The organism is Apilactobacillus ozensis DSM 23829 = JCM 17196 (assembly GCF_001435995.1).
GTDB lineage: Bacteria > Bacillota > Bacilli > Lactobacillales > Lactobacillaceae > Apilactobacillus > Apilactobacillus ozensis.
The window spans coordinates 1-14,726 of record NZ_AYYQ01000004.1 but is presented as its reverse complement, the minus strand read 5'-3'; the positions used below and the strand labels follow the sequence as shown (position 1 = coordinate 14,726).

The following is a 14,726-nucleotide window of genomic DNA, read 5'->3' as shown; positions in this document are numbered from 1 at the left end:
TAAATGCCCCTTTCTTATTTTCCTGATGATCCAAAGCCACCATTACGCTTAGTCTTTATCGTTTCTTCATTATCCACAGTTAAGAATGGCATAAATATACCTTGTCCAATTCTCTCGCCTTTTTTAATTTTACGATCAGTTAAACCAAAGTTCATTAATTGAATGTATATCTCGCCTTCATTTTTATCGTTATTATAATAATCTGCGTCGATAACACCAATTCCATTTGGTAAAATCATATTTCTTTTAAGTGGTCCGCTAGAACGGTTGGCAATAATTAAAACTTCACCTGGTTGCATATAAGCTTTAATTCCTGTTGGAACTAACAAAGGCTTAATAATTTTCTGTGCTTTTTCCATATTATCATCTGAAACTGATTTTTGATGTTTTAATGCCCATAAAACTTTTAAAAAGCCAAGTTTCCAAATTGATGGCAGTACAAAATCGCTAGCACTTTCAAAATCATATCCAGCTGATTGTTGTGTTGCTCTACGAGGCAAATTAATACCTTGTTCTTTATACTTTGAGACTACTTCAAATCCACGTTTCATAATCCACATCCTAAGCAAAAAATTTTATTAATATCATATGCTATTTTAAAACAAATATCTTGTTACATAAATACGTTTTTTTATTTGACAAACACTTATTAAGCATAGAAAATTATAGTAATGGGTTTAAATATATGTTTTAATTATTAAGGATTATACTAAATTAAGAAATTTTTTTATACTATATCTAACATTTAATTTATAACACACTCAGACGTATTTAAAATATATAGAGGAGAAATTTATGCTATGGATAAAGAATCAATGAAAAAGATAGCTGGTCAAGAGGCTGTTAAATATATCAAAGATGGAATGACCGTTGGTTTAGGCACTGGTTCCACTGTTAAATATCTTTTAGATGCACTGGGTGCAAGGGTTGTAAATGAAAACTTGAGAATAATTGGTGTTCCAACATCTAACCGTTCAGCTAAAAGAGCCCGTGACCTAGGTATTGAGGTCAGAAGTATCGATGACGTTGATCACATTGATTTAACTATTGATGGTGCTGATCAAATTGATGAAAACTTTCAAGGCATTAAAGGTGGCGGAATTGCTCATCTAAGAGAAAAAATTGTTGCTATCAACTCTGATAAAAATTTATGGATAGTAGACGATACTAAAATGGCTAAAAACTTAGGATCATTTCCACTACCGTTGGAAGTAACTCCCTATGGTAGTACCCACCTGCTTAAAAGATTAGATAAGATGGGCTTTAACCCTAAATTTAGAACTAACGCTAAGGGACAACACGTTTTGACTCACGCTGATAATTACATTATTGATTTAAACTTAGGATATATTGAACACCCACACGAATTAGAAAAAGTATTAAACAATATGACTGGAATTGTAGAACATGGATTATTCTTGGATATTGTAGATGTAGTAATAGCCGGTACAAGTGAAGGCCCTAAAACATTCAAAGCAAGATAATTTTAATTTTTCTCTAATTACAAGCACTGTGATATATCTATATTTCAGTGCTTTTTTTATTGGTAATATTAGAGATATGATGTACAATATTAGAATAACTAAGGAGGAATTTTCATGGGAAAAAGTATTAGTTTAGATGATGTGCAAAAATATCAAAATAATCTTAATGAAAGAAAAGAAGCTAAAGTACTTCAAAGAGCAATTAGTCATGATGGTATTGCAAATGCATCCACTGATTTCAAAGCTCAAGGCAAAATGGATCCTGTATTTTCAGTTGAATTAGATACTGGTGCAGTTGCTAATCAAAAACGCAGTGGACGTTGCTGGATTTTTGCTGCTTTAAATACAATGAGACACCATTTAGCTGACGTATTTAACATTAAAGGTGACTTTGAACTTTCACAAAGTTATACTTTCTTCTGGGATAAATTTGAAAAATCCAACTGGTTCTTAGAAAATGTTCTAAAAACAGCTGATCAACCTCTTACTTCCAGAAAAGTTGCTTGGTTAATGGAAACACCTCAACAAGATGGTGGCCAATGGGATATGCTATGTGCAATTGTTGATAAATATGGTGTTGCGCCTAAATCAGCTATGCCTGAAACAGCAAACAGTAATGATTCTAGCTCACTAAACGCAGTTTTAAACTTAAAACTAAGAAAAGATGCTTCAGTTTTAAGAAAAATGATTAGTGAAGATGCTGATGATAAAGACATCGAGGCTAAGAAAGACGAAATGCTTAACGAAATTTACAGAATGTTGGTATACGCATTGGGTGAACCAGTTAAGGAATTTGACTTTGAATACCGCGATAAAGACAAAAACTATCATATTGATAAAAACTTAACTCCAAAGTTATTCTTCGATAAATATGTAAATGTAAATCTAGATGACTACGTATCAATCATTAACTCACCTACAGATGACAAACCATATAACAAAACATACACAGTTGATATGTTAGGTAATGTGGTAGATGGTAGACAAGTTAAACACTTAAACTTAGATATTGATGAATTCACTAAGTTAGCCGTTAAACAACTTGAAAATGGTGAAAGTGTTTGGTTCGGTAGCGACGTAGTCCAAAAATCAGACCGTAAAAACGGAATTCTAGATGATAATTTATTTGTAGAAGATGAAATGTTTGACGTAGATTTATCATTAACTAAAGCTGAACAATTAGATTACGGACAAAGTGTTATGGACCATGCAATGGTTTTAACTGGTGTAGACATTGTTGACGGTCAACCAACTAAGTGGAAAGTTGAAAATAGCTGGGGAGACAAAGTTGGTACTAAGGGCTATTTTGTAATGAGCCACTCTTGGTTTAAAAAATTTGCATACCAAGTTGTCATAAATAAAAAATATTTATCAGACGCTTTACAAAAGGCACAAAGCGAAAAACCAGTCTTATTAGACCCTTGGGATCCAATGGGAACTTTGGCTTTTAATGAAAAATAATTTATAATTGTACCTGTAGTTTATCAAGCAGTAAAAAGCGTGGATTATATCCACGCTTTTTTACTTTGCTATATTATTATTTTTTTATCTAATATTTTTAAATTTCTATCAAATGTGTAAACAATTGGCTGACTATTTGGAACCTCTACTTGATTAATTTTTTCGTCAGGAATTACTTCTAAAAATTTTATTAAAGCTCGTAAAGTAGAACCATGTGCAACAATCAATTGATTATGATTATTCATTAAATTTGGTGCTATCGAATCAGTCCAATAAGAAATTAATCTTTGATATGCCATCGATAAACTTTCGCCTAGTGGCTCAGTTATTCCACAGTTGCAATAATTATTAATCGCGTCAGATGCTTTTAGCAATGGCGGAAGTCCGTAAAATCCTCGACGCCAAGCATTGAATTTATCTGTACCATATTTATTTTTAATATCCTGTTTGTTTTTACCTCTTAAGTTACCGTAATGTCGTTCATTTAACCGCCAAGACTTATGTTCTCTAATGTAAAGCTGATTAATTTCTGATAAAACAATGTTAGCCGTTTTAATGGCTCGTAATAGCAATGAAGTGTGAACATCTTCAAAATGGATATGTTCATCGAATAATTTTTTACCAGCTAAATGAGCTTGTAACTCACCTTCAGCAGTCAATGGAACATCATTCCAGCCTGTAAATATATTATTTTTGTTAGCTAGACTTTGTCCATGCCTCATAATAACTAATTTGACCAATAAATCATCTTCTTTAAAAGAATTTAAACTTTCATTCCTGAATTTTTTGTTTCAATCTGGTTACCCACAAATGTTATGACTGAACCAATTAGAATTATAATAATTCCAATAACTGTATTCAAAGTAATATGCTCACCAATTAATATCATAGCTAATATTGGAGCTAGGCCGGGTTTAATAAAAAATACTAAAGATGCCATTGAAACTCCGGATAAATCCATTGTTAAGAAATAAAATGCAAATCCCCCACCAGTGACACATACACTAACGAAAAATAGAATCCAAAAATAGTGTAAATTAACATTTTGAATTATCGGCATGCTAGCAAAATCTTTTAGCCAAGCCACTTTAGACATTTTACTAGATATAAAATTAATATGTGAACAAGAAATTAAAATTAAAAGTTCAGCTGATCCAACTAAAAACGTATAACAAGTCATTTTTAATCCACCATAACCAGTCACAAAAGAACCCCATCTAGTAACAATACTATATAAACCAAAAGTAAGTGCAGATCCAATCGCTAAAGATAACCCTAAAGGATTAGTTAAATTGGCTGGATTAACAATTACTAACAATCCTATCAAGGAAATAATTAGTGATATAAAACTAACTCTAGTAATTTTTTCCCTTAAGATTAATAAGGCAAATAAAATAGCAAAGATGGGATTACAACTAAATAATACAGCTACCGTTGAAGCTTTGTCATAAACTACTGCCAGTTGAAATAAAGTCATACTTACAACTACACATAAAAATCCGGTAAGCATAAATATGAATAAGTTTTTTATTTTAAAACCATTTTTAACTTTATCACTAAATGTGAACGGAATTAAGACTATTCCTCCAATAAAAAATCGAATTAAATTCAACTGAATAGGATTAAAAGCTCCACCAGCACTTTTTAAAGCTATTTCCATAGAACTAAACATAAATGTTGAAATTATTATGTATAAGAACGTTTTTCGCAAAACAAAAAATCTCCTTTTCTAAATAAATTGTGCAAAAACAATAAAAAAATGATAATATAGTGTATCTGAAAGCTACTACTTATTTGTTATAATTAAAAAAAAGTAAATAATAATAATTTTTATTGATATATAACAATAAAGTTAGTAGCATTTGAATTATAACATAACGTACTTTACTGTTATTATTGTATTAGGGTACATACAATATATAAAAATAAGAACGAGGAATGTATATGCAAAACAATAACGAAAAAGAAATAACCAAACGAAGCAACTCAACACATTATAAAAAACGTAAACATAAAGCAATGTGGATAATATTTTTTATTGTACTAGCAGCAATAATTTTTGGGTTATTTAAAGGTTATGGTGCTTATAAAAAAGCTGAGAAAACATTTAATAAAGCCTATGAAGCTGGCGATACCAATAAACTTAGAAACGTTTCAAGTGTTATATCGCAAAATAAGCCTTTATCTATCCTATTGCTAGGAACAGATACTGGAGCCTTAGGTCGTCACGACACTGGTAGAACTGATACTTTAATTTTAGCTACTGTTAACCCTAAGAAAGAAACAATTCATTTAACTAGTATCCCAAGAGATACTAAGGTTACAGTTCCTGGAGACTCACAACCATACGAAAAAATAAACGCTGCTTATACTATTGGGGGACCATCTTCGGCAGTACAAACTGTTCAAAACCTATTAAATGTCCCAATTGATTTTTATGCAATTGTAAATATGGGCGGTCTTGAAAAAATGGTAAATGCAGTTGGTGGAGTTGAAGTTAATCCTAAATTAACTTTCCATTACGGTGCTGCTAACGTTGTAAAAGGTCAAAAAGTTCTTTTAAACGGTAAACAAGCATTAGATTATTCACGTATGCGACATGATGATCCTTTAGGTGATTATGGACGTCAAGCTCGTCAAAGAGAAGTCTTACAAAAATTGGTAATGAAGGGTATGAATATTTCTTCACTACCTAGATATAAAGAAATCTTAAATTCTATTTCAGGTAACTTAAAAACCGACATGAAATTTAATGATATGTTAGCTATTAGAGAAAGATATGGTAATGCTACTCATCATATCAAATCTGAAACCTTACAAGGTCAAAATGCAGTATTTGATGGCATTGATTATGAAGTGCCATCAGATGACGAGTTACTTAAAATAACTAATAACATCAGAAACAGTTTAGGATTAAATACGTTCAGCTCTTTATCTGAAGCTCAAACACAAACTGATGATAGTGGAAACAGTAGTAATAACACTGATAGCAATTCATCTACAAACAATAGTTACAATTCAAATAGCTACAGCAGTCAACCTGCTTATTAATAAACAATTAAATAGCCTAAATGATTTAAAAATCATTTAGGCTATTTTTATACAAGTCATAGCAAAAAAGGTTTCCTAAAATTAATTTTAGGAAACCTTTTTACTAATAAGAATATGCGGCCAAGAAGATTCGAACTTCCACCGAGATAATTCCCGACAAGATCCTTAATCTTGCGCGTCTGCCAATTCCGCCATGGCCGCAATTCAACTAACATTTAATATAATAACAAATTTAATTCAAATTGGCAATAATATAGTTATAAAGTCATTCTCCTCTAACCTGAGCCCCATCTCGATCAATATTTATAATTCTTAAGCTACCTTTAAAATCTTGATCACTTAAAGCATCCCTAATTTGATTCAATTCTGATTCAGTCCCCAGTGTAACAACCGTAGAGCCAAAGCCACTTAAATAAGTACTGTGAACACCTACCCGATGTGCAATATTTCTAATTAAATTTAAATTATAACCATCATCTGATGAAATATATTTATAAAAATGATCTAATTCCATCATCGAAGTGGCTTTGCTCCATTCATTAGACATAATTGCAGCAATAAAAACGTTAGAAAAGCTACTAGCATTCACTGCATCTTTATAACTTATCATTTCGTTATCAGCAATTATTTTACTTTGGTTAGAGCTATTTTTTATTGAAACTAAAGCTTTAATATTTTTAGGTATCGTAGTTTTTACAGTAGTAGCTAAATTACCATCAAACGTAGAAATGGTTAAATCACCTAAAATGGCTGATGCAACATTATTAGAATGCTTTTCCATTCGAGAGCCTAAATTAATTTGTTCATCTAATGATAAATTCATTTTGCCTAAAGCATTAGCAATTTTTATACCCGCAACAGTAGCTGTAGTACTAGAACCTAGGCCATGCATAACTGGAATGTCTGACATTACGGTTAACTGGTGTGGCTTAATATCTGGATTTATTTTTAAAATAGTTTTAACTATTAGATTATTTTCATCATGTGGAATTTGTTCTCCCAAAGCATGATTGACTCTCCACTCACTAGTTGGTTCTTCTACAATTACAGTGTAATATAATTTTAACGCAATCCCAATAGAATTTACCCCAGGCCCTAAATTGGCTGAAGTAGCTGGAATTCGAACAATAACTTTGCCCAATTTATTCATCTCCATTTGTCATGATAACTTTATATTACCGTGGCACTTACTACATACATATTTTAAAGAATTAATCTTCTTATGTCTAATATAAACTCGACCACAATCTTGACAAACATATCTTAAACTCTTTTGTTTTTCTAAAATAGGTACATATCGACTTCCACCAACTTTTTTTAATAGACTTTTAAATTCATTACTACTATGTTTTCCAGAATAACCATCAAGATGCAAATGGTAATGACATAGTTCGTGCTTAATTACACCAATCAAAATTTCACATGAATATTTTTCTAAAATTTTAGGATTTATATCAATCCAATGTTCTTTTAAACTATACCTGCCTCCAGTAGTTTTTAGTCGAGTATTGAAAAAAGCTTGATGTTTAAATTTTTTATTGAAATATTTAATAGATATTTTTTGAACTAGTAAAGTTAACTCATCATCCGTCATGTTTTCATTTCTTTCTTGTTTTTATTAAACTACGTAAAATAGACCTATAAAAAATTAAAAAAGTACAAGCAAAATAAATTGCTTGTACTTAAAACTACTTCCAAAAACTATCATAAATATTAATTGGTAAGTGACGCTTATGTTCAGTTTTAACATACCAATTTTCAATTTTTTTAGCCGCACTAACCGATATTTCTTTGCCTTCAAGATAATCATCAATATCATCATAAGTTACACCCAACGCTACTTCATCTGGCAGTGCTGGTCTATTATCTTCTAAATCAGCAGTAGGTGTTTTTTGATAAAGATGCTTAGGAGCATTTAACAATTCTAGCATTTGTTGGCCCTGACGCTTATTTAAACGCCAAATTGGAGTTATATCAGCAGCACCATCACCATACTTAGTGTAAAAACCTGTAATTGCTTCTGCAGCATGGTCAGTACCTAAAACTGCCCCTTTTTCTTCCCCAGCTATAGCATACTGAACTATCATACGCTCACGAGCCTTAATGTTTCCTTTATTAAAATCAGAAATTTTTTCACCAGCTGATTCTAAAACATTAACTGCAGAATCTGCCATGGGTTTAATATCGACTCGCAAAATTTTATCAGCATGCATAAATTTAATTGCATCCATAGCATCAGATTCATCAGCCTGTGTCCCATATGGCAAACGCACTGCAATAAATTGGTAATTGTTATCGCCACTTTCATCCCTGAGTTCATCAATTGCCATTTGTGATATTTTGCCCACTAAAGTAGAATCTTGTCCTCCAGAAATGCCTAACACCAAACTTTTTAGAAATTTATTTTTTTTAAGGTAAGCTTTCAAAAAATCAATACTGTTTCTGATTTCAGCTTTAGCATCTATTTGTGGTTTCACTTTTAATGTTTCAATAATTTCTTTTTGTAATTCTCGCATTCTAACCATCTCTTTAATAATCTAAGTTTTGAATAAATTTATGAACCTTTTTAATAATAGCCATTTTGTTATCCCAACATTTTTGTGATAAATCAACTGGATAATCCTGTGGGTTTAATTCACGTTTATATTCTGGCCATAATGAAGCTAATGCACTAGCTGAATATTGCTTAATTTCAGATAATTTAGGCTGTTTATAAACTAATTTACCGTTTTTGAAAATATCTTTTAGTAGCGGTTTAGCTTCGAAGTCAGTAATTGTTTTATTGATATAAGTAAATTGTGGATGGAACATATAAATGCTATCTTGTGCTTGAGGATTTTCATCACTTAAAGCAATATAATCACCTTCAGATTTACCATCCGCACTTTCAGTAATGCGCCAAACCTGTTTTTTACCTGGAGTCGAAACTTTTTCAGCATTGTTAGATATTTTAATGGTATCAATCATTTTACCATCGTTATTTTCAACAGAAACCATCTTGTAGACAGCTCCTAGAGCAGGTTGATCAAATGCTGTAATCACTTGAGTCCCTACACCCCAAATATCAATTTTAGCATCTTGCATTTTTAAACTAGTAATGGTTTTTTCATCTAAATCATTAGAAGCAATTATTTTAGCATCCTTATATCCTGCATTATCTAGCATTTCTCTAACTCGTTTGGATAAATAAGCCATATCTCCAGAATCAATTCTAACTCCTGCAAAGTGGATTTTATCACCCATTTCGTTAGCTACTTTAATTGCACTGGGAACTCCACTTTTAATAGTATCGTAGGTATCAACTAAAAATACGCATTCCTTATGAGTTTCAGCATAAGCTTTAAATGCATCATAATCATCACCATACAATTCAACTAAAGAATGTGCATGTGTTCCACTAATTGGAATCCCAAATTTCTTACCAGCCAAAACATTGGAAGTTGAATCGAATCCGCCAATATAAGCAGCGCGAGTGCCCCAAATAGCAGCAGATGTTTCTTGAGCTCGACGACTACCAAATTCTAATAAAGGATCATAATTAGCAGCCATTCTTATTCTAGATGCTTTGGTTGCAATCAAAGTTTGGTAGTTAACCATGTTAAGTAAGGCGGTTTCAATCAGCTGACATTCAGCTACAGTACCTTCAATTTGCATAATAGGTTCATTATTAAATACTAGTTCTCCTTCTAAAGCTGATCTAATATTACCTCTAAAAGAAAAATTACGTAGATATTCTAAGAATTCGTCCGAATAGTTACCTGTTGAACGTAAAAATTCAATATCATCATCAGTAAAATTGAGATTATTAATATAATTAATAACTCTTTCCAAACCAGCAAAAATAGCGTACCCATTTTCAAATGGCATTTTCCTAAAAAACATTTCAAATACTGCACGCCTATTTTGAATACCTTTTTCAAAATAAGTTTGCATCATGTTGATTTCATAAGCATCAGTATGCATTGTTAAATTATCGCAGTTAGACGCACTCAAGATAATTAATTCCTCCTAATGTATCGCTTTTTATTGTCTTTTATTTTATCATTAATTAAATAAATAATCATACTGAAAGTTGAAAGGAAACAAAATGAATAATAACACCACTAAAATTTTAAATATTGAATTTTATAATCGTTCTTTTAAAAGCTTTTGCGAATTAATAGAAAAACGTACAGAAGAACGTGAAAATACTTTTGTGGTTACGGCCAATCCAGAAATAGCTGTAAATGCGCAAAATGACCGAAAATTTATGAACATTGTAAAAAGTGCTGACTTTGTAGTACCCGATGGGATTGGAATCGTCAAAGGAGCTAAAATGTTAGATTTGCCTATGAAAGAAAGAATATCAGGATATGATATTTTCTTAGAAATGCTAAAATGGGGAAACCAAAACAACAAATCAGCCTATTTTGTTGGATCAAAACCAGAAGTAATCATTAAATTACGCAATAAAGTAGCAGAGCAATATCCTAATCTTACAATATTAGGTATGAAAGACGGATACTTTAAAAACGATATAAAATTAGTAAAATCAATTCAGAAATCAAAACCTGACATGGTTTTTATGGCATTAGGTTCACCTAAACAAGAAGAATTCATTAATAAGTATCGAAAAGTTAGTAACAGCCTTTGGATTGGATTAGGTGGCAGCTTTGATGTTTTATCTGGAAATGTTAAGCGAGCACCTAAATTTTGGATAAAACACCATATAGAATGGTTATATCGACTAATAAAGCAGCCTAGTCGAATTGGTCGAATGATGGCCATTCCTAAATTTTTAAGATTGGTAAAAAAACAAAAAAGATTGTAATTAATAATTACAATCTTTTTTACTTTTCTAAATAAAATTCAAATCTCTCACCAACGTATTGAGTTCTAACGTACTCAAAAGGTTGATTATTTTGAAAAGAAGTTACTTGACGGAGTAATAAAATTGGATCGCCCTTTTTGATATCCAAATAATCAGATATCTGTTCTGAAGCTAACTTAGCAGAAACTGTTTGCTTAGCTTTAGTAGGAATTAAACTTTTTTTATGCTCCAAAGCACCATATAAGGAATTTGTAACATCTTTTTTACTTAAACCACGAATAAATTTTCTGGGAATAGTAGCTACTTCAAAACATATGGGAATATCGTCACCATAACGAATTCTTTCCATTCTTAAAACTTTGTCATCTTGGTTTATTTTTAACTTTTCCATTTCACTTAAAGATGGCTCTAAAGTATGGTAAGAAATTGTTTTACTGGATGGTTCTTTCCCCTGGCTTATCATTATATCAGTAAAACTAGTTATTCCAGACATCTTTTCTTGAACTTTCTGATTAGAGACAAATGTTCCAGAACCAACCCGCTGTTCCAAAATTCCTTCGTCTGCCAAAGTCTGAATTGCTTGACGTAAAGTCATTCTACTGACGCCAAATTGAACGGATAGTTTTCTTTCAGATGGAAGACGACTACCAATTTTCCATTCACCTTGTTCAACTTTTCTTCTTATTGAATTGTGTATTTTTATATAAATTGGCACACCCATTAAAAAGCTCCTTAAACAAATTACTTATCTTTAATAATTGAATCTATCCCATTATTTATAGATTTTTTAAATCCATTTTCTTCCATAGATAACAAACCTTTAATCGTATCTCCACCGGGAGAACAAACATCATCAATTAAACTATAAGGATTTTTGTTGGATTCAAGAACCATTTTAGAAGAACCTAAGATAGCTTTTGCGGCTATTTTTGTAGCCTGATTCTTATTTAAGCCATATTTTACTCCCATACGACTTAAAGAATCAATAAACAAATATGCATAAGCAGGTGTACAACCGCCTAATATTCCAGATATTTCGAATTTATCCTCAGGTAATTCTATGATATCACCAAAACTACTTAAAATATTTAAACTGTTTTCTTTCATTTTGCCAGACAAATTATCATTAGATTTATATACAGTTAATCCTTCATTAATTGATGAATTAATGTTAGGCAAGGTTCTTAGAATTGGCTGATTATAATCGGTAAGCTCTTCTAACCTATCTAATTTTAAGCCTGAAACAATAGATATCAATACTTTGTTTGGAACTAGATGTTCCCTAATTTCTAGCAAAACATTTTTTACAACGCTAGGTGTTACTGCTATAAAAATAAATTCACTCTTTTTAACAACTTCGATGTTACTATCAACTACAGTTATATTATTTCGTTTAGCAAATTGTTCATAACTTTTTTTATTTCTACTATGAACAATAATATTTTTACTATTAAAAGAATTTGATTTAATTAAGCCTTCAATAATAGCTTTAGCCATATTGCCAACACCGATAAACCCTATATTCATACTAACATCTCCATAAAATTGGTTAATAAAAAAGCTGATTAACTGTAAACAATTAATCAGCTTTTATTTAGTTGGGCTAGCTGGGTTCGAACCAGCGCATGACAGGATCAAAACCTGTTGCCTTACCACTTGGCCATAGCCCAATAATAATGGAGGGGAGTGGATTCGAACCACCGAACCCGAAGGAGCGGATTTACAGTCCGCCGCGTTTAGCCAGACTTCGCTACCCCTCCGAAATAATTCATAATTATAACGAATTAACAATTAAATATTATACATAAATAATTGATTGTTGTCAAGAAGTTTTTTTTAACTGCTTATTTGTTAAACAATCTCATAACTAATCAACAATTAATATAATATAATATCGTAAAATAAATGTCAACACTTTTTTATAATTAAGAATTATTTTTTTTTAGTTTACACCCTTCATTAAGCGCTTAACCGGTTTAACAAACAAAATAAGTATTAGACCAAAAACTATTGCGAACAATCCAACAAAAGCAAAGTATTTAGCTTCATTGCCTGTGTAGTATTTAACTATTTGAGAGTTAATTGCTTGAGCAGCAGCATCAGCTAAAAACCACATACTCATCATTTGAGATGAAAAAGCTTTTGGAGCAAGTTTAGTAGTTACAGATAATCCAATTGGTGAAATAAGCATTTCTGCTATTTCTATAATTGCCCAGCTTCCAATTAGCCAAAGTGGGCTAACCTTACTAGTTCCAAATAATGAAACAGGTATCACCATAAATAAATATGAAATTCCAGCTATGATCATCCCCATAACAAACTTAGATGGCGAACTTGGTTGAGAATCTCTTAGCTTGTTCCAAATAATAGCAAATATAGGTGTGTATAACATTATAAATAACGGATTTAATGATTGATACCAAGAAGGTAAAATATTGATATGGAACACGTTATTATTTTGTAAGCTAATAAATATGGTAAACGCAATTATTAATGCAAACGGAATAATTAAGCATAGATTAAATAATTTTTGATTATTAATACGTTTTTTCCCATAAAGATAGCCGATTAAAATTAATACAGCCAGGATTAATAGAATAGAAATTATTATTCCCTTACTTAAGAACAAATCATTTTTCGTTTGTGTCCCAGCAAACATTGCCAAAACAACAGCACCTTGTTCTTCTATTGCCCAAAATACTACAGCTGCTATGAATAATGGTATATAAGCCCAAACTCTCGACTTTTCAACATTATTAACTTTGCTACTGGTTAGCATTATGCAAAAGTAAACTATCGGAGTTAATATAGCAATTACACTTAGTAAGGTAATGAAGTTCTCAATGTTAAGAGAACCCATTGAAAGCATTAATCCTAGAATTAATCCAAAACCAACTAATCCAATTAAACATCTAATAAATAACTTCTTAAAATCGCTAGGTTCCAAAGGGTTACTTGGGTACATACTGTCAGCATTTAAAGTTTTTTTACCTTCAATATAGTATTGAACTAATCCAAAAAACATTCCAATTGCAGCTAGTGAAAAACCTAGATGGAAATTAACTTGTAATCCAAGACTACCAACTAACCAAGGAGATATTAACGAACCTAAGTTAATACCAAATACGAAAATAGTAAAACCAGAATCTCTTCGACGATCTTTTTCAGAGTATAAATCTCCAACCATATCAGAAACATTTGGTTTTAGTAGACCCGTTCCAAAAGTAATCAAAACAATGGACATAAATAATGTAATTCCGCCCATTGGAATTGATAATGCTATGTGTCCTAGCATTATTAGAATTCCACCATAAAAAACAGTTTTTCTACTACCAAAAATTCTGTCACTTAAATATCCTCCAAATACTGAAGATAAATAAACTAAAGAACCATAAATAGACATTATAGAAAGTGCATTAGTTTTACTAAAACCTAACCCACCATCTTCAATAGAATAGTACATGTAATAAATTAGAAGCGCTCTCATTCCATAATAACTAAATCTTTCCCACATTTCTGTAAAAAACAGGGTTGAAAGACCTTGAGGCTGTCCAAAAAATGAACTATCCATTTTTTTAGAATCTTTATTCAAAAAAATTTCCTCCAAACAATAATCATTTTAATAGAATTACATTACGATTATACGCTCATTTTAATTTGTTATCAATTTGATAATAAAATCATTAAAATAAAAAAGCACTCACATTAAAAAAACATGAGTACTTCTATTAAAAAGAGTATGCCGGCTGCAGGACTTGAACCTGTGACCCTCGGTTTACGATACCGATGCTCTACCAACTGAGCTAAGCCGGCGAATAATACTATAAAAGTGCTAACTTAAAAAGTCAGCACTCCATTTAAATATAACTCCGGCAGGCGGGCTCGAACCGTCGACAACCTGATTAACAGTCAGGTGCTCT

At 31.4% G+C, this 14,726-nt stretch carries 14 protein-coding genes and 4 tRNA genes; 4 read left to right on the top strand and 14 right to left on the bottom strand.

Annotated elements, in window-relative coordinates; translation table 11 throughout:
* Positions 1-14 precede the first annotated feature (14 nt).
* Entirely contained in the window at positions 15-551 is a 537-nt protein-coding gene (locus FD06_RS01460; protein ID WP_056965681.1) for a dCTP deaminase/dUTPase family protein, read from the bottom strand.
* A gap of 249 nt (positions 552-800) precedes the next feature.
* On the opposite strand from FD06_RS01460, the gene rpiA reads away from it, so the two are divergent.
* Together rpiA and FD06_RS01450 are read left to right on the top strand one after the other, a co-directional pair.
* A complete protein-coding gene (gene rpiA / locus FD06_RS01455; RefSeq protein WP_056965680.1) occupies positions 801-1,484 on the top strand; it encodes a ribose-5-phosphate isomerase RpiA in 684 nt (227 codons plus the stop codon).
* Positions 1,485-1,598: 114 nt separating this feature from the next.
* Entirely contained in the window at positions 1,599-2,945 is a 1,347-nt protein-coding gene (locus FD06_RS01450; protein WP_056965679.1) for a C1 family peptidase, read from the top strand.
* A gap of 68 nt (positions 2,946-3,013) precedes the next feature.
* Here the strand turns inward: FD06_RS01450 and FD06_RS01445 are convergent, their stop codons facing one another.
* On the bottom strand, positions 3,014-3,667 hold the full coding sequence (locus tag FD06_RS01445) for a 2,3-bisphosphoglycerate-dependent phosphoglycerate mutase (RefSeq protein WP_056965720.1): 654 nt from the start codon (positions 3,665-3,667) through the stop codon (positions 3,014-3,016).
* A gap of 41 nt (positions 3,668-3,708) precedes the next feature.
* Positions 3,709-4,656: a DMT family transporter gene (locus tag FD06_RS01440; RefSeq protein WP_056965678.1), complete on the bottom strand. Its 948-nt coding sequence runs from the start codon at positions 4,654-4,656 to the stop codon at positions 3,709-3,711.
* Positions 4,657-4,889: 233 nt separating this feature from the next.
* Here FD06_RS01440 and FD06_RS01435 point away from each other — a divergent pair, with 233 nt between their 5' ends.
* Positions 4,890-5,996: an LCP family protein gene (locus FD06_RS01435; protein WP_056965677.1), complete on the top strand. Its 1,107-nt coding sequence runs from the start codon at positions 4,890-4,892 to the stop codon at positions 5,994-5,996.
* 115 nt (positions 5,997-6,111) lie between these two features.
* On the opposite strand, the gene FD06_RS01430 is transcribed toward FD06_RS01435, so the two are convergent.
* From FD06_RS01430 to FD06_RS01410, 5 genes are all read right to left on the bottom strand, one after another.
* Positions 6,112-6,197, bottom strand: a tRNA-Leu gene (locus tag FD06_RS01430).
* Positions 6,198-6,261: 64 nt separating this feature from the next.
* Positions 6,262-7,146, bottom strand: coding sequence for a homoserine kinase (locus FD06_RS01425; protein WP_237757217.1), 885 nt, complete (start codon positions 7,144-7,146; stop codon positions 6,262-6,264).
* Positions 7,147-7,155: 9 nt separating this feature from the next.
* A complete protein-coding gene (locus FD06_RS01420) occupies positions 7,156-7,590 on the bottom strand; it encodes a SprT family protein (RefSeq protein ID WP_056965676.1) in 435 nt (144 codons plus the stop codon).
* A gap of 94 nt (positions 7,591-7,684) precedes the next feature.
* Positions 7,685-8,512 carry an ammonia-dependent NAD(+) synthetase gene (gene nadE / locus FD06_RS01415; protein ID WP_056965675.1) on the bottom strand — a complete coding sequence of 276 codons (828 nt, stop codon included), beginning with the start codon at positions 8,510-8,512 and terminating at the stop codon, positions 7,685-7,687.
* A gap of 13 nt (positions 8,513-8,525) precedes the next feature.
* A complete protein-coding gene (locus tag FD06_RS01410) occupies positions 8,526-9,989 on the bottom strand; it encodes a nicotinate phosphoribosyltransferase (RefSeq protein WP_420834746.1) in 1,464 nt (487 codons plus the stop codon).
* 94 nt (positions 9,990-10,083) lie between these two features.
* Here FD06_RS01410 and FD06_RS01405 point away from each other — a divergent pair, with 94 nt between their 5' ends.
* Positions 10,084-10,806 carry a WecB/TagA/CpsF family glycosyltransferase gene (locus FD06_RS01405; protein WP_054657965.1) on the top strand — a complete coding sequence of 241 codons (723 nt, stop codon included), beginning with the start codon at positions 10,084-10,086 and terminating at the stop codon, positions 10,804-10,806.
* 19 nt (positions 10,807-10,825) lie between these two features.
* On the opposite strand, the gene FD06_RS01400 is transcribed toward FD06_RS01405, so the two are convergent.
* The 6 genes from FD06_RS01400 to FD06_RS01375 form a co-directional block, all read right to left on the bottom strand.
* Complete coding sequence (locus FD06_RS01400; protein ID WP_056965674.1) at positions 10,826-11,527, bottom strand: GntR family transcriptional regulator; 702 nt, start codon at positions 11,525-11,527, stop codon at positions 10,826-10,828.
* A gap of 20 nt (positions 11,528-11,547) precedes the next feature.
* Positions 11,548-12,333: a pyrroline-5-carboxylate reductase gene (gene proC, locus FD06_RS01395; protein ID WP_056965673.1), complete on the bottom strand. Its 786-nt coding sequence runs from the start codon at positions 12,331-12,333 to the stop codon at positions 11,548-11,550.
* A gap of 71 nt (positions 12,334-12,404) precedes the next feature.
* Positions 12,405-12,476: transfer RNA gene (locus FD06_RS01390), tRNA-Gln, on the bottom strand.
* 7 nt (positions 12,477-12,483) lie between these two features.
* Positions 12,484-12,566: transfer RNA gene (locus tag FD06_RS01385), tRNA-Tyr, on the bottom strand.
* 182 nt (positions 12,567-12,748) lie between these two features.
* Positions 12,749-14,377: a peptide MFS transporter gene (locus FD06_RS01380; RefSeq protein ID WP_056965718.1), complete on the bottom strand. Its 1,629-nt coding sequence runs from the start codon at positions 14,375-14,377 to the stop codon at positions 12,749-12,751.
* A 169-nt stretch (positions 14,378-14,546) separates the two neighbouring features.
* Positions 14,547-14,619 (bottom strand) — tRNA-Thr (locus FD06_RS01375).
* Positions 14,620-14,726 lie beyond the last annotated feature (107 nt).

Coding starts and splice junctions, on each gene's coding strand:
- FD06_RS01460 (WP_056965681.1), bottom strand. CDS start 551: ATGAAACGTGGATTTGAAGTAGTCTCAAAGTATAAAGAACAAGGTATT.
- FD06_RS01400 (WP_056965674.1), bottom strand. CDS start 11,527: ATGGGTGTGCCAATTTATATAAAAATACACAATTCAATAAGAAGAAAA.
- FD06_RS01405 (WP_054657965.1), top strand. CDS start 10,084: ATGAATAATAACACCACTAAAATTTTAAATATTGAATTTTATAATCGT.
- rpiA (WP_056965680.1), top strand. CDS start 801: ATGGATAAAGAATCAATGAAAAAGATAGCTGGTCAAGAGGCTGTTAAA.
- FD06_RS01425 (WP_237757217.1), bottom strand. CDS start 7,146: ATGAATAAATTGGGCAAAGTTATTGTTCGAATTCCAGCTACTTCAGCC.
- FD06_RS01445 (WP_056965720.1), bottom strand. CDS start 3,667: ATGAGGCATGGACAAAGTCTAGCTAACAAAAATAATATATTTACAGGC.
- FD06_RS01380 (WP_056965718.1), bottom strand. CDS start 14,377: ATGGATAGTTCATTTTTTGGACAGCCTCAAGGTCTTTCAACCCTGTTT.
- proC (WP_056965673.1), bottom strand. CDS start 12,333: ATGAATATAGGGTTTATCGGTGTTGGCAATATGGCTAAAGCTATTATT.
- nadE (WP_056965675.1), bottom strand. CDS start 8,512: ATGCGAGAATTACAAAAAGAAATTATTGAAACATTAAAAGTGAAACCA.
- FD06_RS01435 (WP_056965677.1), top strand. CDS start 4,890: ATGCAAAACAATAACGAAAAAGAAATAACCAAACGAAGCAACTCAACA.
- FD06_RS01420 (WP_056965676.1), bottom strand. CDS start 7,590: ATGACGGATGATGAGTTAACTTTACTAGTTCAAAAAATATCTATTAAA.
- FD06_RS01450 (WP_056965679.1), top strand. CDS start 1,599: ATGGGAAAAAGTATTAGTTTAGATGATGTGCAAAAATATCAAAATAAT.